This is a genomic window from Bradyrhizobium sp. WSM1253 (assembly GCF_000244935.1).
In the GTDB taxonomy this organism is placed as follows: Bacteria; Pseudomonadota; Alphaproteobacteria; order Rhizobiales; family Xanthobacteraceae; genus Bradyrhizobium; species Bradyrhizobium canariense.
The window spans coordinates 8,290,323-8,317,079 of the sequence record NZ_JH600073.1; the positions used below are offsets into that span (position 1 = coordinate 8,290,323).

21 protein-coding genes and 1 pseudogene are annotated in these 26,757 nt (G+C 56.9%); 13 read left to right on the forward strand and 9 right to left on the reverse strand.

All coding sequences use genetic code 11. The annotated features are described in order from the left end of the window. The first annotated feature begins 442 nt into the window (after window positions 1–442). Complete coding sequence (locus tag BRA1253DRAFT_RS40245) at window positions 443–2,233, forward strand: adenylate/guanylate cyclase domain-containing protein (protein ID WP_007603728.1); 1,791 nt, start codon at window positions 443–445, stop codon at window positions 2,231–2,233. Between the two features lie 145 nt (window positions 2,234–2,378). Here the strand turns inward: BRA1253DRAFT_RS40245 and BRA1253DRAFT_RS40690 are convergent, their stop codons facing one another. After that, on the reverse strand, window positions 2,379–3,380 hold the full coding sequence (locus BRA1253DRAFT_RS40690; protein WP_007603730.1) for an ABC transporter substrate-binding protein: 1,002 nt from the start codon (window positions 3,378–3,380) through the stop codon (window positions 2,379–2,381). A gap of 360 nt (window positions 3,381–3,740) precedes the next feature. Continuing rightward, window positions 3,741–4,007 (reverse strand): hypothetical protein, encoded by a 267-nt coding sequence (locus BRA1253DRAFT_RS40255; RefSeq protein ID WP_245286062.1) that lies wholly within the window; start codon window positions 4,005–4,007, stop codon window positions 3,741–3,743. Between the two features lie 342 nt (window positions 4,008–4,349). Here BRA1253DRAFT_RS40255 and BRA1253DRAFT_RS40695 point away from each other — a divergent pair, with 342 nt between their 5' ends. The 3 genes from BRA1253DRAFT_RS40695 (at window position 4,350) to BRA1253DRAFT_RS40700 (ending at window position 7,370) form a co-directional block, all read left to right on the forward strand. Beyond that, on the forward strand, window positions 4,350–4,721 hold the full coding sequence (locus BRA1253DRAFT_RS40695) for a hypothetical protein (RefSeq protein ID WP_007603732.1): 372 nt from the start codon (window positions 4,350–4,352) through the stop codon (window positions 4,719–4,721). A 736-nt stretch (window positions 4,722–5,457) separates the two neighbouring features. Further along, window positions 5,458–5,703, forward strand: coding sequence for a helix-turn-helix domain-containing protein (locus tag BRA1253DRAFT_RS40265; RefSeq protein WP_007603737.1), 246 nt, complete (start codon window positions 5,458–5,460; stop codon window positions 5,701–5,703). 17 nt (window positions 5,704–5,720) lie between these two features. Then, entirely contained in the window at window positions 5,721–7,370 is a 1,650-nt protein-coding gene (locus BRA1253DRAFT_RS40700) for an AAA family ATPase (RefSeq protein WP_007603739.1), read from the forward strand. 432 nt (window positions 7,371–7,802) lie between these two features. Here the strand turns inward: BRA1253DRAFT_RS40700 and istA are convergent. Continuing rightward, a pseudogene (gene istA / locus BRA1253DRAFT_RS40275) lies at window positions 7,803–9,021 on the reverse strand (IS21 family transposase); the annotation flags it as partial. 469 nt (window positions 9,022–9,490) lie between these two features. Between istA and BRA1253DRAFT_RS40280 the strand changes: the two are divergent. After that, on the forward strand, window positions 9,491–10,240 hold the full coding sequence (locus BRA1253DRAFT_RS40280; RefSeq protein ID WP_245286063.1) for a helix-turn-helix domain-containing protein: 750 nt from the start codon (window positions 9,491–9,493) through the stop codon (window positions 10,238–10,240). A 187-nt stretch (window positions 10,241–10,427) separates the two neighbouring features. Here the strand turns inward: BRA1253DRAFT_RS40280 and BRA1253DRAFT_RS40285 are convergent, their stop codons facing one another. The 3 genes from BRA1253DRAFT_RS40285 to BRA1253DRAFT_RS40295 form a co-directional block, all read right to left on the reverse strand. Continuing rightward, the gene (locus BRA1253DRAFT_RS40285) at window positions 10,428–11,213 is read right to left on the reverse strand and encodes an ABC transporter ATP-binding protein (RefSeq protein WP_007603743.1); all 786 of its coding nucleotides are present in this window, start codon (window positions 11,211–11,213) and stop codon (window positions 10,428–10,430) included. Window positions 11,214–11,216: 3 nt separating this feature from the next. Beyond that, window positions 11,217–12,071, reverse strand: a complete 855-nt coding sequence (locus tag BRA1253DRAFT_RS40290; protein WP_007603744.1) for an ABC transporter permease — start codon at window positions 12,069–12,071, stop codon at window positions 11,217–11,219. A 244-nt stretch (window positions 12,072–12,315) separates the two neighbouring features. Next, the gene (locus BRA1253DRAFT_RS40295; protein WP_007603746.1) at window positions 12,316–13,128 is read right to left on the reverse strand and encodes an FkbM family methyltransferase; all 813 of its coding nucleotides are present in this window, start codon (window positions 13,126–13,128) and stop codon (window positions 12,316–12,318) included. Between the two features lie 383 nt (window positions 13,129–13,511). Here BRA1253DRAFT_RS40295 and BRA1253DRAFT_RS40300 point away from each other — a divergent pair, with 383 nt between their 5' ends. From BRA1253DRAFT_RS40300 to BRA1253DRAFT_RS40320, 5 genes are all read left to right on the forward strand, one after another. Next, the gene (locus BRA1253DRAFT_RS40300; protein WP_007603747.1) at window positions 13,512–14,942 is read left to right on the forward strand and encodes a hypothetical protein; all 1,431 of its coding nucleotides are present in this window, start codon (window positions 13,512–13,514) and stop codon (window positions 14,940–14,942) included. Between the two features lie 7 nt (window positions 14,943–14,949). Then, window positions 14,950–16,032, forward strand: coding sequence for a Gfo/Idh/MocA family protein (locus tag BRA1253DRAFT_RS40305; protein WP_007603748.1), 1,083 nt, complete (start codon window positions 14,950–14,952; stop codon window positions 16,030–16,032). Window positions 16,033–16,049: 17 nt separating this feature from the next. Next, entirely contained in the window at window positions 16,050–17,225 is a 1,176-nt protein-coding gene (locus BRA1253DRAFT_RS40310) for a hypothetical protein (RefSeq protein WP_007603749.1), read from the forward strand. Further along, on the forward strand, window positions 17,218–18,384 hold the full coding sequence (locus BRA1253DRAFT_RS40315; protein ID WP_007603750.1) for a DegT/DnrJ/EryC1/StrS aminotransferase family protein: 1,167 nt from the start codon (window positions 17,218–17,220) through the stop codon (window positions 18,382–18,384). The genes BRA1253DRAFT_RS40310 and BRA1253DRAFT_RS40315 overlap by 8 nt, the downstream gene beginning before the upstream one ends. A 137-nt stretch (window positions 18,385–18,521) precedes the next feature. Continuing rightward, window positions 18,522–19,796 (forward strand): IS256 family transposase, encoded by a 1,275-nt coding sequence (locus BRA1253DRAFT_RS40320; protein WP_007603751.1) that lies wholly within the window; start codon window positions 18,522–18,524, stop codon window positions 19,794–19,796. 183 nt (window positions 19,797–19,979) lie between these two features. On the opposite strand, the gene BRA1253DRAFT_RS42570 is transcribed toward BRA1253DRAFT_RS40320, so the two are convergent. Together BRA1253DRAFT_RS42570 and BRA1253DRAFT_RS40325 are read right to left on the reverse strand one after the other, a co-directional pair. Then, complete coding sequence (locus tag BRA1253DRAFT_RS42570) at window positions 19,980–20,207, reverse strand: hypothetical protein (protein WP_007603752.1); 228 nt, start codon at window positions 20,205–20,207, stop codon at window positions 19,980–19,982. A 611-nt stretch (window positions 20,208–20,818) separates the two neighbouring features. Further along, entirely contained in the window at window positions 20,819–21,481 is a 663-nt protein-coding gene (locus tag BRA1253DRAFT_RS40325; RefSeq protein WP_007603754.1) for a pyridoxamine 5'-phosphate oxidase family protein, read from the reverse strand. Window positions 21,482–21,997: 516 nt separating this feature from the next. Between BRA1253DRAFT_RS40325 and BRA1253DRAFT_RS40330 the strand changes: the two genes are divergently transcribed. The 3 genes from BRA1253DRAFT_RS40330 to BRA1253DRAFT_RS40340 all read left to right on the forward strand — a co-directional run bounded on the left by BRA1253DRAFT_RS40330 (window position 21,998) and on the right by BRA1253DRAFT_RS40340 (window position 26,326). After that, a complete protein-coding gene (locus BRA1253DRAFT_RS40330) occupies window positions 21,998–23,893 on the forward strand; it encodes a patatin-like phospholipase family protein (RefSeq protein ID WP_007603756.1) in 1,896 nt (631 codons plus the stop codon). 235 nt (window positions 23,894–24,128) lie between these two features. Beyond that, complete coding sequence (locus tag BRA1253DRAFT_RS45765; protein ID WP_245286065.1) at window positions 24,129–24,503, forward strand: hypothetical protein; 375 nt, start codon at window positions 24,129–24,131, stop codon at window positions 24,501–24,503. Window positions 24,504–25,126: 623 nt separating this feature from the next. Next, window positions 25,127–26,326, forward strand: coding sequence for an IS256 family transposase (locus tag BRA1253DRAFT_RS40340; protein WP_007603758.1), 1,200 nt, complete (start codon window positions 25,127–25,129; stop codon window positions 26,324–26,326). Between the two features lie 181 nt (window positions 26,327–26,507). Here BRA1253DRAFT_RS40340 and BRA1253DRAFT_RS42580 read toward each other — a convergent pair. Next, window positions 26,508–26,757 (reverse strand): hypothetical protein (locus BRA1253DRAFT_RS42580; RefSeq protein ID WP_245286066.1); only part of this gene is annotated, 250 nt, incomplete at its 5' end.

Genomic DNA, 26,757 nt, shown 5'->3' on the forward strand with positions numbered 1-26,757 from the left:
CCAAAGAAGTTCGAGTTTTTTTACAATGAAATGCGGAAGTGCCGGGAGTTTCCTGCGACAATTGTGATACCGAATGCAGGGCACGGTATGCAGACACGGAATCCAGAGGTCTTTAATAAGGTCACGTTGGAATTTCTCGCCAACCGTTGATTTCGCGTTGAGTGGTTGTCCTCGAACGAACAATGGCGGCTTCGGGTCAAAAGCAGCAATAGACGCGATGCCGGATTGTCGTCGGGTTTGCGTCTGAAAGCCGACGCGCGAGGGTTCAGGCGACCTTCAGCTAAGGGAGCCACAAGGAGGCGTTCCAGACTGGAATTCGCTTTCCTGCAAATCGCGTCAGTGCAACTGCCGTTTCAAGCCTGACAAGCCAAATGGCCGTTTCGCCCTGAGGTGGTATCCTCCCTCATCGGCACACAAACGTGCCAAGCGGGATTTGTCGACCATGGTGCAAGATCGGCCAGATCGGATCGAACGCAGGTTATCGGCGATATTGGCGGCCGATGTGTCCGGTTATTCTCGACTTATGCACCAAGAAGAAGAGGCCACGCACGCCAAGCTAACAACGCTGCTCGCGCAAGGCGTCAGGCCCGTCATCGCCGAACATGGCGGGCGTGTCGTGAAGAACACTGGCGACGGGTTTCTCGCAGAGTTTCCGAGTGCCGTCGAAGCTCTTCGGGCTGCGATTGTATTCCAAGCGCGCGTTCGCGAACTTACCGCCGGCGCCCCGGAAGACAGGTGCATCGCTTTTCGGGTGGGCATTAATATTGGTGACGTCATCGTCGAGCCCCACGACATCTTTGGCGATGGGGTGAATATCGCCGCACGGCTTGAGAGCGTCGCAGCACCCGGCGGTATCTGCATCTCTTCGGCTGTCTACGATCAGGTCCAGGGAAAGTTTGGCGACAGGTTCGCCGATCTTGGTGAACAGAACCTCAAAAACATCGACCGTCCGGTTCGAGCCTATGCTGTGGTTCTGGATGGGTTCGGCACAGCGACGCTGTCTCCGCGGGCAGGATCAAACGCACTTTCACCGCCCCGCCTTTCCATCATTGTGTTGCCCTTCGCTAATCTCAGCGACGATCCTGGGCAGGACTACTTTGTCGATGGTGTGACCGAGAGTCTGACAACGGACTTGTCGCGCATCTCCGGCTCGTTCGTCATCGGCCGACATACTGCATTCACTTACAAGAACAAGGCGGTCGATCTCAGGATGATCGGATGCGAGTTGAACGTCCGCTACGTGCTCGAAGGCTCGATGCAGCGCAGCGGCAATCAACTTCGGGTCAATGTGCAACTGGTCGACGCGGAAGCGGGTCATCATCTCTGGGCCGAACGGTTCGACAAGCCCGTGGCCGATCTGTTCGATATGCAGGACGAAATTGTCTCCCGGCTCGCTCAAGCACTGGAGGCGCAGCTGCTGGCTGCAGAGGCACGACGATCAGAAAGGACACTCGATCCTGACGCGATGGACCTGTATTTCCTGGGGCGAGCGAGCTTCAATAAGGGGCACACTGCCGAGAATTTATTGCGAGCACGGAGCTTTTTCGAGCGTGCCCTGTCGCTCGATTTCGGCAATATTCCTGCGCTTGTATCGATGGCCCTGGTTGATCTGACCATGGTTGGCGGTTTTCTTGCTGACGACCGCTCCGCGGACCTTGCGACCGCAGAGGCGAGCCTGGTCAAAGCATTGTCCTTGTCTCCACGTGACGCCGGCGCGCTTGCACTCCTTGGCGTTGCCAAAATTCTTTCAAATCGGGCTGCGGAAGGTATTCTTGAATGTGAGCAAGCGTTGGCACTCGATCGAAATCTGGCTTATGCGCACGCATGCATTGGCGTCGGCAAGAATTACATCGGTCGTGCCGCAGAAACCGAGGGGCATATCAGACAGGCTCTCCGACTGTCCCCTCGGGATATCGGCGCCTTTTGGTGGATGATGTTCGCAGGTAACGCCAAATCGTTTCTCGGTGCCTACACGGAGGCAGTTGTCTGGCTGCGTCGGAGCATCGATACGAACCGCAATATGCCCTTTGCACACTTCAACCTTGCCGCCGCGCTGGCCCAGTTGGGACGTTTGGAGGAAGCGCGAGTTGCGGCGAAAGTGGGGCTTACGCTAGATCCGACCTTCACGCTGCGTCGCTTTCGTGCCAATGCGCCGAGTGACCATCCAACTTTTCTTGCCGGGCGCGAGCGCATCTACGAGGGCATGCGTACGGCTGGGGTGCCTGAGGGCTGATGTCCGAAATGGGGTCACAAGCGGCGGTAGACGCCACGCTTGCATCAGCGTCTGGTTTGCCTCTGAGTGCCGACAGAATACGACTTCAAGCGACCCCGGCAGCGAGGGTACCCACCTCGCTCTCCAGCCCGGCAAAACGGAGGCTTTACTCGATCACCTGATCCGCCCGTGCAAGGAAGGATGGTGACAGGTCGAGGCCAAGCGCCGTGGCAGTCCTCACATTGATGGCCAACTCGAACTTCGTTGGCTGGTGCACCGGGATTTCAGCCGGCTTCCTGCCCCTAAAAATGTCAGCAACTTGCGACGCCATCAGGCGAAAGAGATCGGAAAGATCGACGGAATAGGACATCAACCCCCCGGCCTCGACAAAATCACGGAATGGATAGGCGGCGGGAGGGCGCTGTGCCGCGATTAGCTCCACCAACGTGTGACGAAGTGCAAGATGCTCACCCTCGTCCGATACCATGACTGCCGTTGGTTGATTGCGTTGGATCGAGCGGAAGCTGTCTTGATAGGCTTCTTGCGAGACAGTGCGGCCCAACGGGAGTTCGACAATTGGAATGCCCGCCTGTCGCGCCGCTAACCGCACACCGACGCCCGCAGCCCGTTCCCAGTATGCCTCGGATGCGAGATAGTGAACTCTCGAAAGGTTCGGGATCAACTCTGCAAGCAGTTGAAAACGTTTGCCGTGAAGCTCCAATCCAGCATCGATGCTTGCTCCCGTGCTATTTCCACCGGGGCGGCCTAGCGTTGAAACAATTCCCATGGCAACCGGATCGCCGAACAGTGATACGATGGGAATGTTCTGGGTGACTCTTTTTAACTGCATTGCAATGGGAGTACCCGTCGCAACGATTAGGTCAGGATGTGTTGCAACTACGTCGGCCGCGAGCTGAGCGTAACGGGCAGTTTCCCCTCCGCCCGAGTAACGCTCAATGTTGATGTTCTGGCCCTCGATGTATACCCATCGGCTCAGCTCTTGGAAAAATGCTCGGTAATAACCGGTGTTGCTGTTGGCGGTCATGTCCGCTGTTTGGGCGGCAGGGGACACCATGGCCATGCGCTTCAATTTGAGCAGTTGCTGCGCGCTCACCGGCGGTACAACCGCCGCAAGCGCCAGCCCAAGAACGAAGGCGCGGCGCTTCATCGGACGATACCTCTCCTCGACGTTATGTTAGATCCATTCTCTCACAGAGAAGGGGGACCACACTAGGACTTCCGAAATGGCTAAAGGCGACGATCCGAGACGAGCCTTCTCGTGTCCGATCAAAGCCCGAAGAGGCGACGTTGCGATCGCCCAGCAGCCCTTCGGCTAAGCGGCCAAGTGGCGACATCGCGCATGGCGGAGGCGCCCACCATGAGAAAAGATGAGCGCCCCTGTCCAATCATCCTACTTGGGGCGGCCTGTCATAAAGCGGTTTGCCCTTATCGACGATGTGCACCGTCAGCAGCTTCACTGTCTTGTCACCAACGACCTTGAAGGCGCCGTGCGGAGTATCCCGAATATTTACGGCAGCAATGCCGGTTGGGAAGGGCACCTGTTTGCCGTCCGGAAGTTCAATGTTCCGCCTTCTAAGACATAAAATGACTCCTCGCCATGATGGATATGGAGCGTTGAAGTGTCGCCGGGCTTGATCTCGGAGATACTGGTGATGACCTCCATATTTGTACCCGTTAAATCTGCGCGCTTTACTTCTTTCCGAAACGGCGAGTCTTGGGCGTTTGCTGCGAACGTGAAAAATGACGCAAATATAATTCCGAGTAAGAACTTCATCGGCATCCTCCCTAGCTAACGAAATCTGCAAATCGAGCAGACATCGGATTAACCCCGAGAAGTGGCATACACCTCAAAATTTATTGTTCTTGCAATGCGCTAAGAGCGGCTAGTGTCTCTGCCTAAAGGGCAAAGTTAGTGCTTGAGGAGGACAGTGATTCCGCTTCGGGGCAATCGCGCCAATTTTTTGAACCGTCCATTCTTCGCATTTATAGAAGAGTTAGAGTCAACTCTAAATAGGCAGCAGAACTGCTTGTCTGGCGGATTGCGTGAACTATCTTGTTTGACGAGGTCCGGCGGGACCGGCAACTGAAGCGAAGAAGCTTGTGCGGAGTTCTCGCCATGATTGAAATGTCAATGGAACGTCGCGCTCTGCCGCGCGAGATCGTTAATGTGCCGGCTTTGCTTTCCTTCGATGGAATTATGGGGGTGCATCCGTGTGTGGTGCGCGACATCAATGCCTTTGGCGCTTGCCGTTCCGCGCCCTATTACATATTCGCCAACGAGTTTGACCTGTTGTTCAGCGGGCTTCATAAGACGCTTGCCTGTCGAGTCGTATGGAGGCGGGCAACCATTTCGGGCGTGGTGTTCGTTGTGCGCCGCCCCGCACCAAGGCCGGTGAGTGCAAGCGTCATTCAGCTTAATCCGCCGAATGCACTCCTGCCGGTGCGGCCCGTTGGCGACGTGTGCGTGCTCCCTTTTGATATGGATTGACCTAGTGGTCTGGCATCGAATGGGTAAGAGGCTCGTGACAACCGCGATGACGAGCTATCGCGCGCGGGATTGGGCTGCGGGCAGGTTTGACGCCCCATCCAACAGATGCACAAGAAGTTAGTGCAGATAGCGAGAACACCAGCATGGCGACGCCACTCACGCCGGGTGTCCGCTAAGCGTCGTCACAAGCGGGCAGGCGGCGTTTTGAAAGCTTAGTCCGCTCCCGGCCCGAAAGCCGACGTTCCGGCGCCCCTCGACGAGGGATGCTGCTTTGCGACCCAGGTCGTAGTTTTCAACCGTAGCTATCAAGCCGAACAGCAAAGGAATTAAGGCTATCAAGGCACTTCGGGGGAGGGAGTATCCTCGAAGTATGGGGCTGGCGCGCAGCGGATCTAGGTTGAACCTAGACGGCGGCAATAGTGCGATGCTCGCCCAGTCAAATCACGAGGTTCTGCCCGAAGCATCATGCAGGCAAAGACATTCGTCGCGGGTCGGCTCGAGCGCTAGGCTAGCACTGGGTCAACACTCGTACCCCCTAGTTCGGGACGAGTACCGTACCGGTACGGTACTGGGACGGCACCAGTTCGGGTGTGGCTTCGGAGCCTTGATATCGAACACTCGGTACCTGGTGATAGAGAGACCAACTTACGATTTTCCCAATATTCCGCCTCATTCGCCGTTGTTCTTTGATGTTCGTTCGAACGTTCGAACCAACGAAAGCAAGGAAGCACATTCGATGTCATCAAATGTTGACGATGCGATCCGCCCGACCTTCGGCAGTAAGCGCTCAATCGTTGCTAGCGTGAACGAGGCAATGATCGCCCTGAAGATCGGGCGCGCAAAAATGTATGAGCTCATCAATTCTGGTGAGTTGGAGAGCTACCGCGCTGGTGCTTCGCGCAAGATCCTGTGGCGTAGCATCGAGGGCTACATTGAACGCCGGCTCGCCGAGGAGGCCAAGCGCCGCCTGGGCGCCGCGTAAGCGGGAAAGCAGCATCAATGCTTTCGGCCATCCAATCCGCAGCTCAGCTTACCGATGAGAAAGGTGGGGACTACGTCTGTCCGCTCACGGCACATCAACTTCCGTCGTTTGACCTGCAACACAATGACCAGGCCGTTCCGACCACCATCGACCAAGCCGTTGCTTCCGACTCGGAAAGCGAAGCTGCGCTTGGAACCGGGAAGATCGGCCAGAGTGTAATTTCGCCGGATGGGGGCCCCACAGGTGTCGAGGTCGAGGTAAACGTAGAGGAAGTCCCGCTTGAGGTGCGCCGTACTCTGAAGAGCTGGGACCGTACGCTGGCGAGCACCGACCGTAAGGTGTTGCCATTGCAGTTTCTCCGCGCTGCAATTGAGAGTCTGCGGCTCGCATCGGCCAGCGTAGAGCCGAAGCTTCATCAGCAAATTGTTGATGCCCTGCATGCGATGGGTAAACGGCACGGTCTCGCGAATGATGCTGTGCTGAATTTCATCGAGTCGGCAGCTATTGCGCCTCTTGACCATCGCCCGGGTGACGCGCCGCCAGCCATGGTTTCTAGTGAAACCGGCGACACTCAGAGGCAGCCACTCAAGCTAACCTTTTTCGACAAGTGCGGAGACTTTGCCAATAAGAAATGGATTTTGAAGGGAATTGTTGCACTGGGCGAGACGTCTTCCTGGATCGCGCCTCCAGGCCCTGGCAAATCCGCGCTGTTGACCGAGATCGCTGTCCATTGCGCCGCGAAAATCGACTGGCGAGGACATCGCGTTAAAACTAGTTGTGGGGTGGTAGTGCTCGCATTGGAGCGGGGCGACCTCTTTAAGCGCCGGCTGAGTGTCTATCGCCAGCGGGACGGCTTGACAGGCCTGCCGATCGCAGTGGCCGATGCCGTCGTCGACCTGCTCGATCCACACTGTGTTGAAATCATCGTTTCAACAGTGAGGGCAGCTGAGCGGCAGTTTGGTTGCGCAGTTGGACTGATCATCTTCGACACCTACGCTAAGGCTATTGCGGCAAGCGGTGGTGACGAAGACAAAGCCAGGGACCAGAACCGCGCCGCGGCCAATCTGCGGCGCGTACACGCTTGTCTCAACGTACATATTGCCCTCGTTGGACATACTGGAAAGGATGAAAGTCGTGGAGCGCGCGGCAGCAGCGCTCATGCCGGCGATGTCGACGTCATGGTGCAGATCAGCGGAAAGACCACCAAGGTGGCGAAAGTCGTCAAGGGTAATGATCAGCCAGAGCGTGAGGTCGCGCGCTTCGCGCTTGAAGCTTTCGAACTCGGCCGGGATGAGGATGGGGATCCAATTACCACTGCGATTGTTTCGTCGGAAGCCCCTGGCGAGCCGATCCGCACCAGCACAGTCAACAATCGCAAGAAGAAGACCAAGGCCGACGCCGCATTGCGCGTCCTGCTTGGATGCATCGCCGATAGCAAAACTCCCCGGCCTGTCGATGATCAAATACCGGCAGATGCTAGCGTCGTCACAATGGGCGTGTGGCGTAGTCAGCTCGAAGCACACTCGATCATTAACCCGAAAGGTAGCTGGCGCGAGGAATTCAAGCGTATCCATGTGACGCTCAAAGAGTCGGGTTTTATAGGCATTTGGGGCGACTTCGTTTGGCCGTCACAAGACGTCACAACTCGCCACAGTGCCGCTCTGTGACGCCGCCAATCACGTGTCACGTCACATTTGCCCCCCTACAGGGGCAAGTGAACGTGACGCAGGGCAGCGTTGGGGGCGCGAATAGCTCTACATCCTTGCGCGTTCGGCAAACCATGGGCCAAGCGCAAGTCGTAGCCCGTGGTGGTCGCTTTGGCTCTTCAAAGCGGGTAGCTACAACCAATATGCCCCTCGACAGACCGAGACACGTCGCGTTCTTCTGGGACAGGGACTGGAACAGTGAAACACCACGACTGGTCGGGGCGCCAAAGCGGACGCAACCCGAGCTAAGGGTAAGCGCTTATCCGCAACCCTATTGAGGCTGGCTTGACGTTTTGCGGAATTGCCACGGCATGAGGTCTTCGATGCTGCTATGGGGATGTCCGTCGATGATCGTCGCGATTCCACGACCAGCGGCGCGAATGTCGACTGCGACGCCTCGCAGCCGCGCTCATGGGCCAGTGCGAGCAGATCGACCATGATCCGGCGGGCCTTCTTGTGGGCAGCCGTTCGCGCAAGGAATCGAAGGTTCGGCGATAGGCATCGCGCGGGACAGCCGATCACGGTAGACGAGATTGAGCAGCGCCATGGGCTTGCGCCGCAAGGAATGGATCACGTGCCGATAATCGACGATCTGGTCGTGCTTGCCGTTGGGATGCGGCCGCCCACGCGGCAGGGTGACGAGATGGGTGCCGCCGACGACCACGTCGAGACGATCGTCGTAAAGGCGTACCCGCAGTTGGTGCCCGATCAAACGCGACGGCACGGTGTAGAACACCTTGCGCAAGGTGAAGCCGCCGCTTGACGTCACGCCGACAATCACCTCCTCGTAGTCCGAGGTGCGGCGATCTGGCAGCGCCTGCAGGGTGGCGCGCTCGTGGTCGATGCGCTTGGTGTTCCGGGCATTGCGGCGGCTGACGATCTCGTCGATGAAGCCGATAGGCGGCGAGATCATCGAAGTCGGCAGTGCCGCGCAACAGCAGCGCATCGGCGCTCGTGCGCTTGAGATGACCATGCGAGCTCTCGATCGCCCCGTTCTCGTGGGCGGTGCCGCGATTGTTGCGGGAAGGCCGAATCCCGTAGTGGGCGCAGAGGTCCTCGTACCGCCGGGTCAGATCGTCCCTCGCATTGCGGTCGAGATTGGAGAAGGCGGCCGACAGGCTGTCGGTCCGATGCTCCCGCGGTGCCCCACCGAGCGACCACAGGGCATTCTGCAGCCCTTCTGCCAATGCGACGAAGCTCTCGCCACCGAGCACGACATGGGCGTGTTCAAATCCGCAATAGGCCAACCGGAAGTGATAGAGGCGATGATCGAGCGGCACGCCCGCGATGGTGACCCCAAGCTCGCCCAAATCGAGTCGGAGAGGCCGACCTGGCCCACGTCATGGGTCTGGCGGAAGATGACCTCCTGCTCCGCGCCGTGGATTGCTCGCCAGGCGCGGATCCGGCGCTCCAGGCTGCGGCGGATTCCGGCGCCCAGCTCAGGATGGCGTCGGAGTATCTCCTCGAAGATAGCCACGGGCCGCACACCGGGAGCCGCCTTCAGCATCGGCACGACCTCCAGGCCGAAGACGTTGGCCAAGGGATCCGGCCGGCGCCTTTGCCGCGGCGACTTCTTTTGCGACGGAAGACGCAGATCCTTCTCGAGCCGATACCCCACACAACTCTACGGCGTGGACAAGTCAGCTCCGTATTAATTCGCCGCGATGCTTGCGATGATGAAGGCGAGCGTTCGCTGAATCACGCACGACGTTTAGTTCCAGCGACGCCGGAACGACAGCATGGCCGACCTGCGATTGGCAACAGGAGCGCTAACGTTGAAGTTATTTTGGCGGAAGAAAAGCGATTTTGTACAAGTTGTAAGTCGGCAATGGTGCATTTGTTAGCGAGCTTTCACCGCAACTTCTGATGTTCTGATCAATTTTTGATATTTCGAAGCAACTATTGGTAGGTACTTTGCAAAAAGATCGAATCGTTCGGGGAACAGTTTGGGACCGGTCGCTAAAATCGAGTGGCATCAGCGATGCTCTGACGCACGTCATCCATTTCTAGTTAAACGGCTGTCCTGGTCGTGGCTCTCTGCCGAGCTTGTTCGCATTCAGCCAACGGAATTGGGTTACCGAGTGAAGGGAGATGCAGCTTATCTAGCGCTGCATGATTTTGTTCGCTCTGATGGGGAGACGACTATCAACGGAGGAAGCCGTTCGACGCTTACTGACGTCCGAGGTAAATTAACATTCGTACCGATCGGGTCTTCCGTGGAAGGTTGGAATCGTTTCAAAGGCCGCGTGTCGTCGGTCTTTGCAGTCCATCTCGCCCCTCCCAAATCAAATCACTACGCAAGCGATATTTCAAATATCCCTCCATCTTTGTATTTCGAGAATAACAATCTTAAGGCTACGCTCCAAAAACTCCAAAGCGTCTTAGACGGCTCTGGCTTAGACGATCATGCATATGCGGAGACGCTCGGGCTGTTGCTTTTATGGGAACTGCGGCACGCCGCTGACCCAAAGCACACGCGACCAACCCCAGTTCGCGGAGGTTTATCTGCACGTCAATTGAAACTCATCAAAGCGTTTGTTGATGCTCACATTTCGAGAGGAATCGGGATATCCGAGCTGGCGAGCTTGGTCGGAGTGAGCCAGTTCCACTTTATTCGGGCATTTAGAAGCTCAGTTGGGCGCTCGCCCTATCAGTACGTCCTATCCGAGCGGATCAGCGTTGCAAAAGAGATGTTATTGAAAGGCGATCTATCCATTGCCGACGTGGCGCTCGCGGTGGGGTTTAGCGATGGATCCCAACTGAACCGCGTGTTTCGAAAAATGATTGGAGTCACGCCAACGGCTTTTCGGCGCGAGAATGGTTTGCGTTAAATCGTTGAACTGCGATTGGTAAGCTACCTGTTTACCCAACGTTTGCCGTCGGGCTTCAATCGCGAAGTTCGGATGTTTGAAGCAAATACTGCTGCGAGGGAGGTCGTTCGCGCGACGAGTTTGCTGCCAACATTGCCACGGAGATTGTTTTTGGACACAGACCGAGGGATGGAGCGGCTCATCCGACTCATCGCCGCGTGAGCGTGCTTTCCGAATAGGCCTGCAATACAGCCTCTAGCTTGGCTTCCATCCGGACTTCTCCGTGATCCATCCAGATAGCCTTGGTACACCATTGGCGACAAATATCGAGACTGTGGGAAGCTAAAACCAGGATGCTCGCTCGCTCGACAAATGACTCGACGCGACGTTGAGCTTTGGCGAGAAACGAAGCATCCCCAGCCATGATCCACTCGTCCATTAGAAGAATCTCAGGTGCAAAGCATGTGGCGACAGCGAAGGTCAGCCGCGTCATCATACCGGACGAGTAGGTTCTAACGGGAATGTCCAGATATTCACCAAGTTCAGTAAACTCCACAATGTTCGGCATGTAACTTTCGATCTCGCTAGCACTTAGCCCGAGGAGCATGCCGCGCAGACGGATATTGTCGTATCCGCTCAGTTCACCGTCGATTCCAAGGCCGATATCGAACATTGGCGAGACGCGCCCGTAAGAGATGACCTCTCCACTAATTGGCTCATATATTCCGGCCATAGCGCGAAGCAGTGTGGTTTTTCCTGCTCCGTTGCTACCGATCAGCGCAATGCGATCCCCCGCCCTAGCTTGAAACGAGACATTCTTCAATGCCTCAATCACAATGCGATCATTCGCGTCGGTCGCTATCTGTCCGCCCGTTCCGCGAAACAGCAGATGTTTCTTTAAAGAGCGCGATCCACCGTGGTAGATCGGAAAGGATACGCTTACCTGTTGAAGCGTGATTTGCGGCTCGGAATAAGTCGCTTGCGTCCGGTCCATAGCTTAGATCCAATACGTGATACGTGTTCGGAATCGAGAGAAAAGCCAAGCGGCGCTCCCGACGTTTATCAGAGTGATCAAGAGGACCGCAAAATAGTTGGCTGCCGTCGGGTACTCACCTAACAAGGGGGCGCGCACGACCTGCACAAGATGAAAAAATGGATTGAAGTCTATTACGTAAGCATGCCGTCCCCTTAGCAAATCGGCCTTCCAGAATATAGGTGTAAGAAAGAAGACGATCTGAACGACCGACGCGATAACCTGGGGAATATCGCGGAATCTAGCAGAAATCATTCCTATCGTCAGACTAGCAGCCGTTCCATTTACGGCCACAATGAGTAAACTTGGAAGCGCGAGAAGTCCGACTGACCCTGGCCAAATCCGAAAGTAGAGTTGAACGCCGAAGTAAATAACGAAGTTATGAGCGAAAATAATCAACTTCGCCCAACTGGACTTATAGACGTACACGGAAAATGGCAGAGCAATCTGTTTGATGTAAGATTCGGATCCCGTGAACAGCGTCCCGCTTTCGGTCAAGTAGCTCGCCATCAAAGTCCAGACCAATATGCCTACGCAGAAATACGGCAGGAAATCGTCGATACGTTGCTGGAACAGTTGAGCGTAGAGGACGCCCAGAGCGATGACCATAATTGCCATGCTTGCCGTCAGCCAAAGCGGCCCGAGTAGCGAGCGGCGGTAACGTTGGAGGATGTCGTTCCAGCCGAGCCTCCCCCAGAGTCTCCACAGCTCGATTCCTGATAGGACGTCGGCCCATGCCCCGGCCCCCCTTCGGCCCGTGATCCGAAGAGGACGGGGACTTGGAAAGACCGTTGTCGATTTCTGTTTAGCCAGCAACATCTTGATTTTCGCTCTCCTTCATTGCAGAGGCGTTAAGTGACCTTTTGGATAAATGCAAATTTAGCAACTTTCCGCGATGATCAATTCGCTTCAACATTGGCCCGGAATCCCTGGGCATTTACAAGCGCGAAAACGGCAGTGAGGCCATCGATGCTTCAGACATCGAAAAAGTGCCGGAAGGGGCCGGCCTTGGGGCCGACTGTCTCGATGACCTGAAATAGGGCGAAGCGCGCACCCCTCTGTTTCAGTCCAATGAGAGCTGCTTCGCGCGTTCCGCCGGAACATAGAATCCATCATGTCCGGAAACCTGTCTTAGCACCTGAGTGTAGCCAGCCCGGCCAAGCAGGCCCTTGATATTCTCTTCCTGTTCCGGCTGCATGTGCTCGACGCACATGAATCCAAATCGGTACTCATCGAATGGAAATTCCTTGAGAATGCCGAACTCACCGCCCTCAACATCGATTGAAATCAAGTTGATCAGTCTGGGCGCATTGTGTTGCCGAAGGAGATCGGCCAGGGAGACCGTCTCAACCGAATATTTCGCGGCAATCGTGGATGTCTGGTCTTCGATAATGGCAGATTGGGTGTGATAATTATCGTCACTGAATTCGCCGAACGACACTTGGTCGCCAGACCGTGTCCATACGCATCGCGTGTCTATGATGCACTTTCGATTGCGCTTCAATTGCGAGTGCCAGCTTCTTGCAGGCTCCGAGAGAATGCCCGTCCAGCCGAAATGATTTTCCATCAGCAAGGTATTGCTTATCAGCCGACCATCGCAGGCGCCAAATTCCACGAAGAATCCGCCCTTTTTCCCACCACTGAACAGCAGCGCCCAAATGTCTTGAAGAAATTGCGATTCACTGGATTCGACCCTGGTAAGCACGGTGCCAAGCGCCGGCAAGGGGTCGAAGCTAATCATGTGGCCGGCAACTTCGAACAGTTTGAATTGCCGCGTCCTTTGGGCGATGAGTTGCCGAACAGAAAAAGCATGCTCCTCCGAAATTTTGGTGATTCGCTCCAACTCGGAAGTTTCTTTTTTTGCGGCGTTTTCCATTTGGCATACCTGCATTTTTTCGTCCCAGCAGATTGTTAGGCACTTTCGGCGCATCGTAACGGCCAACCGTAACTAACGCGCGGTGCGATCAGGCAGGTACAACATTTCAGTCCGCGGAGCTACCGGGCATCGGTCCGAAATACGTGTTGTGAAATCTGAACGCCGATCGGCGCTCGGCCCCCGCGCCGTATGATAGCTGGGCGCTGCACGGACACAGACTCCACCTCACTCCCACGAATTCTGAGATAACCCCGGGTCGGAGCAGCTTTCGGTATTCAGAGCAATTATTGATATTGCGAAGGATGCATGATCATGGAAGTAGCACTGATCATTTCGCCAGCGGAATAATTTGCGCTCGCATTGTATTCAGGTAGGGGGACGGAGTGTTCCGCAAACTCAAGAGTGGCGTGCGGCTCGCGCGTCACGCGCTGGCGGTTTGGCCTCATTTCGATTCGAACTGGTACCGCAACGCCAATCCGGACGTAAAGGCGGCGGGAATAATCCCCCTGTTTCACTTCCTGCGACACGGCTGGCGCGAAGGCCGTGATCCAACGCCGGGATTCGACATGCGCGGCTATCTACAGGACAACCCTGATGTGAACGCTGCCGGAATCAATCCGTACTTTCATTATTTAAAGTACGGTATGAAGGAGGGGCGCCGCCTAGGCTCCACAACTCCAGTCTTCGTCGATCGAATTGTCGATCGAAACGCGTCCGCGCACGCGCGCGCTTTTCACATGACACAAGATCAAACGTTCCCGCTCGCTGCAGAAAGGGCTAAAAAGCTCTTTGTAATTGTGGTCCCCGAGCACAATGAGATGAGTGGAGGCATCTACTCGTTCTTCTCGATTGCCAGGGCCCTATACGGTCTCCGGTTTAAGCACGATTACTACGTCCTTCTGATGACCCGGCCGAACAAATATGATGTGACGTACACGAGGCAGCGCAATTTTCGGAATAGCGAAGACGTATTCCGCTTGGAGCAGATCCAGCGATGTTATGGAGCCGAGGAAATTTATCTGCAGATACCTGAATACGCGGCGCCAAGCTTTGTAGAAAGCTTACATCCAGACCTTTTGTTTTACCTCAAGAGCCGACAGCGTTTCTTCATAAATATCCTCAATCAAAAAACGGAGGTCATGCCGGAGAAAGAGGAGTTCGAAGATCTCCGCGCTATCTGTCATGGCCTCACACAGTCGGTGGCACATCACGCATATTTCGGGCAGTCGTTTGCTGATCGCTACAATTTGCCTACGATGTTGTTGCCCGCGTTTACGGACCTCAGCAACTATGATTCGATTTCCTTCGCTGAGAAGGAAAAGTTGATTTTGTACTCACCCGATGATGCCCCCTGGCGAGCAGCTGCGCTGGCTGCCTTGCAGGAGGGGCTGCCGGATTACCGGCTGCAGGAGATCCGTGGCATCACATTTGACGAATACATGGATATCGCGACGAGGTGTCGATTCTCTCTCACATTCGGCGAGGGCTTTGACGGTTACTTGGCGCAGCCGATCTATCAAGGGGGCGTGGGCTTCGCCGTATATAACGACGAGTACTTCCCGTTCCGTGAGATGCGAGAGTTCAAGAATCTCTTTTCATCCAGTCAGGATTTGATCGACAACATTGTGATGACCATCAGGACCCTGGAGAGCCAACCAGAACTCTACAACAGCGTGAACAAGTCGATGATGGGCATTTACGAGCAGCTTTACTCGAAGTCAGATTATCTGAATCGCATACTTCAGCTCAAGGACCGTCGTTTCGACTATTATCCTATGCCGCTTTCCAGCGAGTACGGTGGTATCAAGCTCTAGGTGTCGAATGATTACATCAAGCCGCCAAGATCAACCGCTCGAGTTTCTGCTGTCAGGACCCGGATTGATCGGCCAGCAGCATGCACAACTTGTGCAGAAGCATTCCGGCTGCAGCCTTGCAGCTGTTGTCGCACCGGACCGCGAAGAAAACGTATCGTACGCAAGTTCGATGGGGGTGCCCATCTACTCCTGCGTTGGGGAAGCGATTGAATCGCGGCGATTTGATGCGGCGATTATCAGCTCTCCAAACCTCAACCACGCGGAACAGGCATCAGCGTGTATCGCACGCCGCATTCCGGTTCTTATCGAGAAGCCGCTGACGGACGATCTGATGTCAGCGCGAAGGCTTGCCGAGCAGGCTGAGGCCGAGGCCGTACCCGTACTAGTCGGACATCACCGAACGTACAGCCCCTTGCTGAAGACAGCTCGGTCGTTTCTGCAGTCGGAAGACTTCGGGACGCCCGTCGCACTGCAGGGAAGCGCCGTCTTCTACAAGCCAAAGGATTACTTCGAAGCTGGTCCCTGGCGGACACGCATCGGCGGCGGTCCCATTCTGATAAATTTCATTCACGAAGTCGGGTTGATGCGCTTCTTTTTTGGGGAGATCGTCAGTGTTTTTGGCGATGCGTCCAACAAGATGCGCGGCTTCGAGGTTGAAGATACTGTGGCGATCACTTTGCGTTTTGAAAATGGAGCGCTGGGTACGTTTTTGCTCTCAGATGCTGCTGCTAGTGCTAATAGTTGGGAGATGACAAGCGGGGAGAATCCTCGCTACCCTCACCACCCAGATATCAACTGTTATCACTTCGCCGGATCGAACGGCTCGTTAGATTTTCCGAGCATGCACGTTCGTTTCTATAGGAAGAACGCCGAGCCATCCTGGTGGAGTAAATTTCAATCTGAAAGGAAGAATACCGATCGTGCGGATCCGCTGCATCTGCAGCTCGATCACTTTGTAGATGTTATAAGGGGCGAAGCGTCGCCGCGCGTGTCGGCCCGAGATGGATACCGTAATATGTTGGTTGTTCAAGCGCTGAAAGATTCGATCGCAAGCGGCGAGATTGTGCAGATAGCGCCAGACGCTTCATAACCAGGCGAATCGTGGGGATGAAAGTTCTTTTGGTAGATGCTGCATTCGGTGCTGCGCCTATTTACGCTGCGCTTATCGAAGCCGGGCACGACGTATGGGTGATAAGTAAGCGTCCCGATGATCTTTTGGCTCGTGCGGCTGCGGACCGGTGGATTCAAGAAGACTACAGCGACGCCGCGATCGTGCAACGATTGATCGACTACTTCAAATTCGAAGCGATTGTGCCGGGGTGCACGGATATCTCACTCGAGACGTGCTTGAAGGTTTCGCGTCAGAATACCACATTGGACACAGCTGCTGCCAACTACGCGCTGTCGCACAAAAGCACTTTTCGCGAAGTGTGCGAGCTCCTAAACCTGCCGGCTCCGCGATTGGTAAAAGCCGCGCAGTTCCCTCGCCAAGGGCGTTACATTTGCAAACCCGTTGATGCATTCAGCGGACGTGGCATCACCGTGTTCGATGGACAGAGTGTCGGCGAATTCCGGGCAGCTTTGGCTGCAGCTCAGTCTGCAAGTCGATCTGGTGAGGCTCTTGTTGAGACGTTGGTAGATGGGCCTCTTTACAGCTGCAGCGGGTTCCTCAAGACCTATAGCTTCGAACAAGTATTCTTCGTCCGCGAAGGTATGTCGGCCAATCCTTATGCCGTCGACACGAGCTACGTCGTTGATGATCTGCAGAGCTCTGGATTCAAGCTCGTTGTTGATGGCCTTGAACGTCTCGCGCGTCATCTCGAGCTGAAGGATGGACTTCTGCATACCCAGTTTCTGATGAGCGACGGGGGACCATCCATTGTAGAGGTCACCCGCCGATGTCCCGGAGATTTATATTCGCTCTTGATTGAGTACGCGACCGGCTATCCGTATGCCGCGAAGTATGCGGCGTGCGCTGCAGGTTACGAGTTCACGCCGGGTAGAATGAACAGGCGCTACATTCTTCGACACACCGTGACAGCTGATAGTAAGTCGATTTTCGGCGGTCTTTACACATTTCCATCGGCGCCATTCGTCGCGTTTTTTCCGATTGCAAAAATGGGCGATGAGCTTCTCGCAAGACAAGGAAACAGGGCCGGGATCCTTTTTACTGAGTATCCCGATACAGATCATTTGTTGCGTGCGTACGACGGGTTCTTGAAGCGACAGAGTTACAGCACTACGGGCGCGCTTCCGAATTGTCTTGGGGGACTAAATGTTTGAGCCGCTTTATGTCGCAAAAGCTCTCCTTCCTGACCTCGATGACCTTCAGCCGTATTTGCAGCAGATTTGGAAGACTGGAACTGTAAGTAACAATGGGCCGCTCCATCAAACTTTGGAGCGCTCGTTGGAGGAGTATCTCGGCGTTCCGTGCGCGATGCTCTTCAACAACGGAACTGTTGCATTGCTTGTCGCGCTCAAGCTGATGAACTTGGCGCAGCAAAGTGAGGTGATCACCACGCCGCTCACCTTCGCCGCGACGCCGCATGCCATTTCATGGAATGGTTTGAAACCGGTGTTTGCCGACATCGATCCGACGACGCTCACACTCGATCCAGCTTCGGTCGAAAAAGCGATCAGTCCGAAAACCTCGGCGATCCTCGCGGTTCATGTCTATGGGTCGGTGTGCGACGTTGATGGGTTGCAGCGTGTCGCCGATCGGCACGGTCTGCGCTTGATCTATGACGCTGCTCACGTTTTCGGTTCGACTGTGAACGGCCTGCCGATCGGCGCTTTTGGCGATGCTTCAGTATTCTCGTTTCATGCGACCAAGCTCTTCAACACTATGGAGGGTGGCGCGATCACAAGCCGCAACCAAGCAGATCGAGATGCAATATATTATTTGCGGAATTTTGGGATCAAGAATGAAGAGGAAGTCGTCGAGATCGGCATAAATGGGAAAATGAATGAGGTGCAGTGTGCGATCGGCTTGCTCAATCTCAAGATGGTTGTCGCCGAACGCTCGGTGCGGGCGCATCTTCGCCGGTCTTATAACGAAATGCTCAAGGGCCTGCCGGGAATAAGGACACCTTACGCACAACCTGGCGTTCTGAATTCCGAGCAATATTATCACTTGATCGTTGATCCAACAGAATTCGGGCGGACACGAGACGATCTCTACGTTGAGCTAAAGCTGAAGAATGTTTTTGCAAGAAAGTACTTCCATCCCATCTGTACGGACTTCGGGCCCTACAAGGGGTGGCCGGTTCATACAACTCGCGAGACGCCTTATGTGGAAGAGGTGAAGTCGCGAGTGTTGTGTCTGCCGTTTCACAACGGCGTTCTGCCGCAGCATGTCGAAGAAATGAGCGCGGTATTCTGGCGAGAGACGGGTAGACATCTGCATCCGGGAGATAGCCTTGCACATCTTGAAAGAGGATAGTCATCTTCGCGACGGCAAATGGGCATGACTCGCTATCGGTGGATGTCCCGGGTCCTGTTGAATTTCTGAAGAGGTCGGCGTTGCCCGCCTTGAGCCGGTAGGCTCGGGGTGCTGATTCCACAAAGGAGAGCAACGCCATGACGAGAGATATCACACCGGCTGGTCCGCCGGCGACTGGGGCTGTGGACGAAGCGTTTGCAGAGGTGCGGGCGAGCTTCGATCGGTTCTGCCTTGCGGCAGGGATCGAGGCGCTTGGCACGATGATGGAGGCGGATGTCACGGCGGCCTGCGGGCCGCGCCACGGTCGCGACGCGGCGCGGCGGGCGCACCGTTGGGGCCGAGCGCGGGGACGGATCGGCTTCCACGGCGGCAAGATCGAGGTCGAGCGCCCGCGGGTCCGGGGCGTGGACGGCCGCGAGATCACGATCCCGAGCTGGGAAACGGCGGCGGAGGAGGATTGGCTCGGTCGCTGGGCGATGAACCTGATGCTGATCAATGTGTCGACGCGCCGGTTCGGCCGCGCTGTCCGGCTGCCCGAGGGTGACGTGCCGGCACCGCCCGGATCGGGGGTTTCGAAGTCGGCGGCCTCGCGGAGGTTCGTAGCGCTGTCGGCGGCGCGGCTGGCCGACTTCATGGCTGCCGAGCTGTCCGCGCTCGACCTTCTGGTGGTCCAAATCGACGGGCTGCATCTCGGCGACGATCTCGTGCTGGTCGCCGCGATCGGGGTTGACGGCGAAGGCAACAAGCATCCGCTGGCGCTGGTGGAAGGGGCGACTGAGAATGCCGCAACGGTTCAGGCCCTGCTGGACAACCTGGTCTCGCGCGGGCTCGACCCGGCGGTGCCAAGACTGTTCATCGTCGACGGCGCGAAAGCGTTGTCGAAGGCGATCCGCCGCACCTTCGGTTCGGCCGCTGCGATCCAGCGCTGCCAGATCCACAAGGCGCGCAACATCATGGAACGCCTGCCGAAAGAGCACCATGCGGCCACCCGTCGGGTGCTGCGCCAGGCCTGGGAGCTCGATGACGCCGACAAGGCTGAAAAATTGATCCGCAATCTCGCGCGTCGACTCGACCAGCAATGGCCTGGCGTAGCGGCCAGCATCCTCGAAGGCCTCGACGAAATCCTGACCGTCGTCCGGTTGAAGCTGCCGAAGGAGCTTCGTCGATCGCTCGCCTGTACCAACATCGCCGAGAACATGATGGGCACCATTCGCCGCGTCACGCGCAACGTCAAACGCTGGCGGGATGCCGGTATGGCCTTGCGATGGGTCGCGGCCGGCATGATCGAGGCCAACAAGGGCTTCCGACGATTGAAGGCGCACAAGCAATTGTCGGTTCTGCGTGCGGCCCTTCAAGCTCGCCACAATCGCATGACGATCAAGCCCGTTGCCCACGTCACGAGGGCCGCGTAACATTCATTCCCGCAACGTCGGCCCGACGTAGTTCAACAGCGATCGGGACATCCCCCGCTATCGCGCAGAAGGCGATCAATCGTGGGAATGTCAGCTCACGACGGTGAGTTGGAATCCTATGGGTTCTTGCTCGATTGGGACAACTGCTGTTGCGCCTGGTAGAATGGCGGCTCGCCAAACCATTTAGTCGCCGAACAACCCGCCTTTCGACAATGCGTTTTGTCCCATACTGGCCCGCAAAGGCGCATCCGCGCGACGCTCAAGTTTCTCCCGCAGGCTTGGCGGCTTGTAGAATAGAAATAGTCCCGGGCCAATTCCGTCAACGCGGGTCGCGGATTTTGGCGAAGTGCGCCGCTCGCATCCGGGGATCACAATTTGTAGCCCCGCGGAGGTGCGCTCGATTTCAAACATTTGAGGCTCCGAGTCATAAAATATGAGGGCTCCTGTCCATGCTCAACCAGTGTCGGACTGACGTCCACCGAAAGCTGCCACCGAGCACCCGAGCCTTAGCCGTACCGAAATCCCCAAATTCTAAAGACCGAAATTCGCCAGTAAATGCAGGTCCGCCCTTAAGATGATCACGGCGAAGGTGCTTTATGAAATATGGGTCTCTGGAACATCAGTACGCTGAGCCACCCGCCAGGCCTCAAGCGACACAAGTGCTGTACTGCTCCCTCCCACTGGAGGCGCTGAAGCCCGGCCGACTGCGAGGGAGTTTTCCAGCAATCCACGGATCACCGCTCCTCCGCACCAGGACCGGGCAACTTGTTGAAGTTGCATGATGGTTTGACATTGGACTTCGCGCTAGTTCGAGAAGCTACGGCGACAAACCACGAATGAATCCGGTAGGATCTCGAGCTGATGGGGCAGGGGAGCTCAAGACCCGGCTCCAGCACTTGCAAAGACGACGGCTGATTCGAGTGTCTGGTCCGCTTCTCGGCACGAAGCAGAAGTTCTCTTGACGGCCGAGGTCTTCGAAGGGCCACGAACGGAAATGGTATGCCTATTCCAAACAAAAGATCCTATTCGCGATTGTTAAGGTGGGCCAAATACGTTTCATATTCCGCGCGCGACACTACACCGCCTTCTCGCTCAACGCGGGCGCGGTCTTTAGCCAGCAACGAAGCCTGGATATCATCGACGCGCTTCCACGGCGCTAGCGGTGTTTCGCATGTCGCTCGCGGCACATATTCCGACGGCCTGCTCTTCGTGTAGGGATGCACGTACCGCGGACAATTGCGAAAAATTTCGCTCACAGCCACGCGCACGACCAACTGGGCTTCGGCGTAGTTCTGCAGTAGCGGATCACCATCGTCCACACTGGCGATGCCCTGCAGACGCACCCGATGCGGCCTCTCGAAGTCGATGAACAGCAGGCCAACCTGGCCATTCCCCATCAGGTTACCCATTGAATAGAACATGCCGTTGCCGTCGTAGCAGGGAAACGCGATCGTCTTATTGTCAAGAACGCGAACAAACCCTGGGTCGCCGCCCTTGTAGGACACAGTCGGTCTGCCCTGATGATCGATAGTCGAGAGGAAAAACATATCCCGACTTTCGATGAACGTCCTATGCTCCGGCGGAATTTCTGTAAGCACCACACGTTTTTGGACATCGTCAGCAAGTCTTCGTGTGTCGAAGCGCTCCTGCAGCGCGCGATGGACCGGTCCATATAAATCACTCATGCGGCGCACTCCCTATTGCGAAGAAGCTAAACTGCTTCAACCGTGCGGTCTGCAGATGCGCGTGGAGCGGTCTCGCACCCAACACCTCTGAGCGCATTTGATATATTCTCAGCGGCGCCGCATATCAGGCCTTTGTAGCCAGATCATAAGCGTTCAAACGGCCTTTCTGGAAGGGCTCGCCGATGTCCGTTTGGGGTCGAGGGCAGCCGTCGCGCAGGTTGCAGGCGCGGGTCGGCTCACCTCCCCGAAGCGACCGTCGCGGGCCTTATGAGCGGAGGTCAATACTGGCCACAACCAGACTCAAGGACTCAAGCGCCGCAGCGAACGGAGGTCTATGAAGGTGGAAAGGGGCCTCGAGCTTGCAGCGTCGTAGAGGCAGGATAGCTCTACAATCTATGTTGCGGTGCTTCTATAAATGCATTGCGAAGAGCTGACGCGCTGACCCTTATATTCATTCTGGCAGACGAGGCGACCCGGCATTAACATCAAGGCCGTGCAGTCGAACTGGATGTCTCTATGAATGAAGCGAGCGGGACATTTGCGTCGGAGAACGTGTCTGAAGACTTCGCTCTGTTCAGAACTCTCAGTCCGGAACATCGGATCACGGCCCTGAACGCAATGGTTCGCCTCGATCTGGTGCGGGGAGAAAGGCTCGTTGCCCAAGGGGGCTCCTCGGACTCATTGTTTTTGGTGCTGCACGGTGCGCTAGCTGTGTGCCGAAATGGCGAGCTCGAACCTCTCGCCGAGCTCCGTGCCGGCGAATTGGTTGGCGAAATCGGTTTCTTTGCCAATGTCCCGCGCACTGCCAATGTAATTGCCATTCGCGATACCAGTGTGCTCGTGCTGACACGTGCAGCCTACCAGAAGCTTGCCAGGGACGCCCCCGCTATCGTTGAGGCAGTACTTGCGGCGCTCGCGCTCCGTTTTGGCAAGGAGACGGCGCGCCTCGCGCCGCTTCGGTCGTCCCCAAGGGCCAGAACGGTGGCCCTAATCGAAGGTGGACGCGAGCTGTTGCCTGGCGCCTTTGATCGTCGAATGCGCGATGCGCTCGCCGCTACGGATGCGGAGATCGTCGATGTCGCCCGCGTCAATTCCAAGTTTCCCGGGCGAGCCCCGGATGCGCCCGATGTCGCTGAATGGCTCAACAGGCTAGAACACGCCGCGCCGCTGGTAGTTTACCTCGGAGATCACGATGCCAATGCCTGGACACGCAAAGCCATCCGCCAGGCCGACATGGTTGTGTTCGGGTGCCGTGGCGATGCGCCGGTGGGACCCCTGACGGACGTCGAGACTTTTGCCTGCGAGGTTCACCCAAGGTCGGCGCGACGCCTCGTCCGCGTACATGATCAACGGAGCAGTCACGTCAGTGGAACCGCGGCCTGGCTTGCTCGGCTGCCCTGCTTCATGCATCACCATGTCGCGCTGGGGGATCAAGTTGATTTCGACAGTCTAGTCCGATTCCTGTCGGGTCGCGCGATTGGCTACGTCGCTGGGGGCGGTGGAAGCCTTGGATCGGCGCATGTGGGGGTCTACAAGGCCTTCCGCGAGCTTGGCGTGATATTCGATATCTTTATCGGCACCAGCGTCGGCTCTGCAATGGCGGCCGGATTCGCAAAGAACCTCGAAGCAGAGGATCTTGAGCTCGGCACGCACGATATTTTCGTCACGAGTCGCAGCTTCAGGCGGCCAACCTGGCCGCGCTACGCCTTGCTGGATCATAAAGCATTCGATCGGGCGCTCGCTCGTCAATTCGGCCACGACTGCCGGATCGAGGATTGCTGGCGACCTTTCGCCGCAGTCGCAACCAATCTTTCGACCCATAATCTAGAATTGATACGCTCGGGATCGCTGTGGCAGGCGGTGCGTGCCTCAAGCGCAATTCCCGGACTATTGCCGCCGTTCTACACGCCAGAAGGCGCGATGCTCGTTGATGGATGCTTGATCGATAATGTGCCGCTGGCACCGATGCATCAACTAAAGAGTGGACCCAACCTCGTGGTGCATTTCGGCGAGCCGGCGGCTGAGCTGTTTGATGTCGCGTATGATAAGTTACCCGGACGGCTCGAGCTGGTCGCGGCGATGCTGATGCCGTTTCGTAAGAAGCTGCTTCCCGCCGCGCCGAGTGCCGTCAACGTGCTATGGCGAAGCCTTGTGGCGCATCAGCGCTACGATATGTTACCGACTGGGCCACTCGATTTGGTAATACGGCCGCCCTGTCCGCTAGGGATCGATGTGACTGACTTCGACCGCCATACGGAGATTTTTCAGGCGTCTTACCTTTGGGCCCTACAAGCTATTGTGGCCCTGGAAGCAGAGGGCAACCCCGCAATGGCGGCCATCTTCGCTGCGGGAAAGCCGGCAACAATGCGAGGTGCCGTCGTCGAACTCGCCAGTAATGCTCTATCCAGCTGAGCTGCGGGTGCGTCTCGCCGTTTGGCCGCGCCTAGGGACCCCGCCTCAGATATTGATCAGCCCGAATGTCCGATCAGGGTCAAAAGCGCCAAGTTGGCGCTCAGCCGCAAACTTCCGGTCTGCCTATCAGCCGACATTTAGCTGCGCCGCATTAACGGTAGCGATGGGCCATAGCGAAATAGCGAAGAGATGATCGCCTACTTTATAAGGAGGGTTGAATCGGGGCGAGCGCGGTTTGGCGCAGCGGTTTGCCGCAATCAGGACGGAAGGCAGCGAGCCGTTGCATGGTTCTTCGTCACACGGCCTCCTCCTTGCTCATAAAACGAACCGCTTTGATGGTATTTTGAGCGCCCTCTACATTGCCTTCGTGAGCAGCGAACCTAACATGGTCCTTGATGCATCACACTTTGGAGATTTCATGAAATACATTGTCGTTATCACAGCCGTCGTGCTGGCAGCAGCCGTTGCCACGCCTGCACTTGCTGGGAGTGCCACACAGAACCCCGAATGGCTTACGAGGCAGAAGGCTTGCAAGAAGGAGGCTTCCGCGCAGGGGCTTCATCTGTCGAAGAAGCGGGCGTATGTCAAAGAGTGCATGGCTAAAGGCTAGCATTTACCAGTTACATTGCATCAACAACCCCGCTTCGGCGGGGTTTTTTGTTCGTCGTTTGCCGCCGTTATCCTCGCCCGTTTTTATGACCTTCTTGAGCACTCTTTGGCGGCTCGATTCGGAGGGTTGTGCAAACTGCAAACGTATTATGTCCGTGCCATCAACAACACCCCGCTCTGCCACTCGTGGTCTGGAAGCAAACCGGAATAATTCAAAAGTGTTCTGTAAGCCGGACCGATGACGTTCAGGGGATATCCACTCCTCCACGTTCAAACGACTATCGTATTGAAGCTTCGCTCTAATTCTGGCTCGATAGTGAGTGCGCTACCGCCTACCTACGGTGCCAACCTACGGGGTCATCGAAAAAACTGCCAAGACGCGCAGCATGGTGTGACAATAACGCATTTTTCTTATCCGCCTGCGACCGCGAATACCCGGAGCGATGTTGGTTCAATGCCAGCATTGGGGGTCGTGTCCCCGGTGGTGGTGTAGCTCGGTAGAGCAAAGCCGCCCGAACGCGCGCCTCCAATAGCGCCGTAGCGGGCGGGCGGCTTTGCGGTGGCCACCGGCAGTTCTCCGGTAGGATCGGGTTGCGACACGCCAACGCAACCGAGGAACCACCGATGACCGACGACATGATGAACCTGCGCACGCTCGTGGAGAAGACCCCTGATGCGGAGCTGTTGCGCGAGATGATCGGCTTTGCTGCCCAAAGGCTGATGGAGCTGGAGGTCGAAAGCCAGACCGGGGCGGCTTACGGCGAGAAGAGCCCGGAGCGTCTGGCCCAGCGCAACGGCTACCGCGACCGGATCTGGGAGACCCGCGCCGGCGCGGTCGAACTGCGCATTCCCAAGCTGCGCAAGGGCTCCTACTTCCCGGGCTTCCTGGAGCCGCGCCGGATGGCCGAGAAGGCGCTCACCGCCGTGGTGCAGGAGGCCTATGTGCAGGGCGTCTCGACCCGCTCGGTGGACGATCTGGTGCAGGCGACGGGCATGACCGGCATCTCCAAGAGCCAGGTCAGCCGGCTGTGCGGCGAGATCGACGACAGGGTGAAGGCCTTCCTCGCCCGTCCGATCGAGGGCGATTGGCCGTATCTGTGGATCGACGCCACCTACGTGAAGGTGCGCCAGAATGGCCGCATCGTGTCGGTCGCGGTGATTGTTGCGGTCGGCGTCAACAGTGATGGCCGGCGTGAAGTTCTCGGCATGGATATTGGTCCCTCCGAAGCCGAGACGTTCTGGACGGCGTTCCTGCGCAAGCTCGCTCGCCGCGGCCTGCGCGGCGTCAAGCTCGTCGTCTCCGACGCCCACGAAGGCATCAAGGCCACTGTCGCCAAGGTACTCAATGCCAGCTGGCAACGCTGCCGCGTGCACTTCATGCGCAATGCGCTGGCGCATGCCGGCAAGAGCGGGCGGCGCGTCGTCTCGGCCTTCATCGCCACCGCGTTTGCCCAGGACGATGCCGAGGCCGCACAAGCGCAGTGGCGCAAGGTGGCCGACCAGCTTCGCCCCAAGCTGCCCAAGCTTGCCGGCTTCCTCGACGAGGCCGAGACCGATGTCCTGGCCTATATGACGTTCCCGCCGCAGCACCGGACCAAGCTGCACTCGACCAATCCGATCGAGCGCCTCAACGGCGAGATCAAGCGCCGGACCGAGGTCGTCGGCATCTTCCCCAATGAAGATGCCATCGTCCGCCTCATCGGCGCGATCCTGCTCGAGCAAAACGATGAATGGGCCGTCCAGCGTGCCCGCTACATGACGCTGGAAACCATCGCGCCGTTGAGCGATGATCCCACCGTCAGCCTTCCGGCGATCGCCAGCTGACCTGCCCGGCTCTTGCCGGTGAACGCGGTCTCCCACCGCCAGTTACACCACGCTAGGGGACACGATCGCATTGGGCGACGCTGAAGGGCGATACGCTGGAGAGCGATGGGGTGTGAAAATGAAAGCTGCCCCGCCGCAATTGGCGTAGTTGCAATGTACCGAACAACGCTCGTCGGGCGGATCAGGCTGTATGTCGAAGAGAACTTCCATAATGCCTGAAGAAGTGATCAAGCTTCACTGGTTCGCCGGTATCTCGCCAGAACAGTTTTTTACCGAGGCTGGCCGCCACCGCGAGGCGGTGGTGGCCGCCGATTAAAGTATGATCATCCGATGCTATGGCGATGACTTCGCCGTCTTCGTACGTGATTTTCATGTGCTGCCTCGAATCCAGCGCCCGGTCAGCGCCGCCGCGATGGTGCGCAATGTATCTA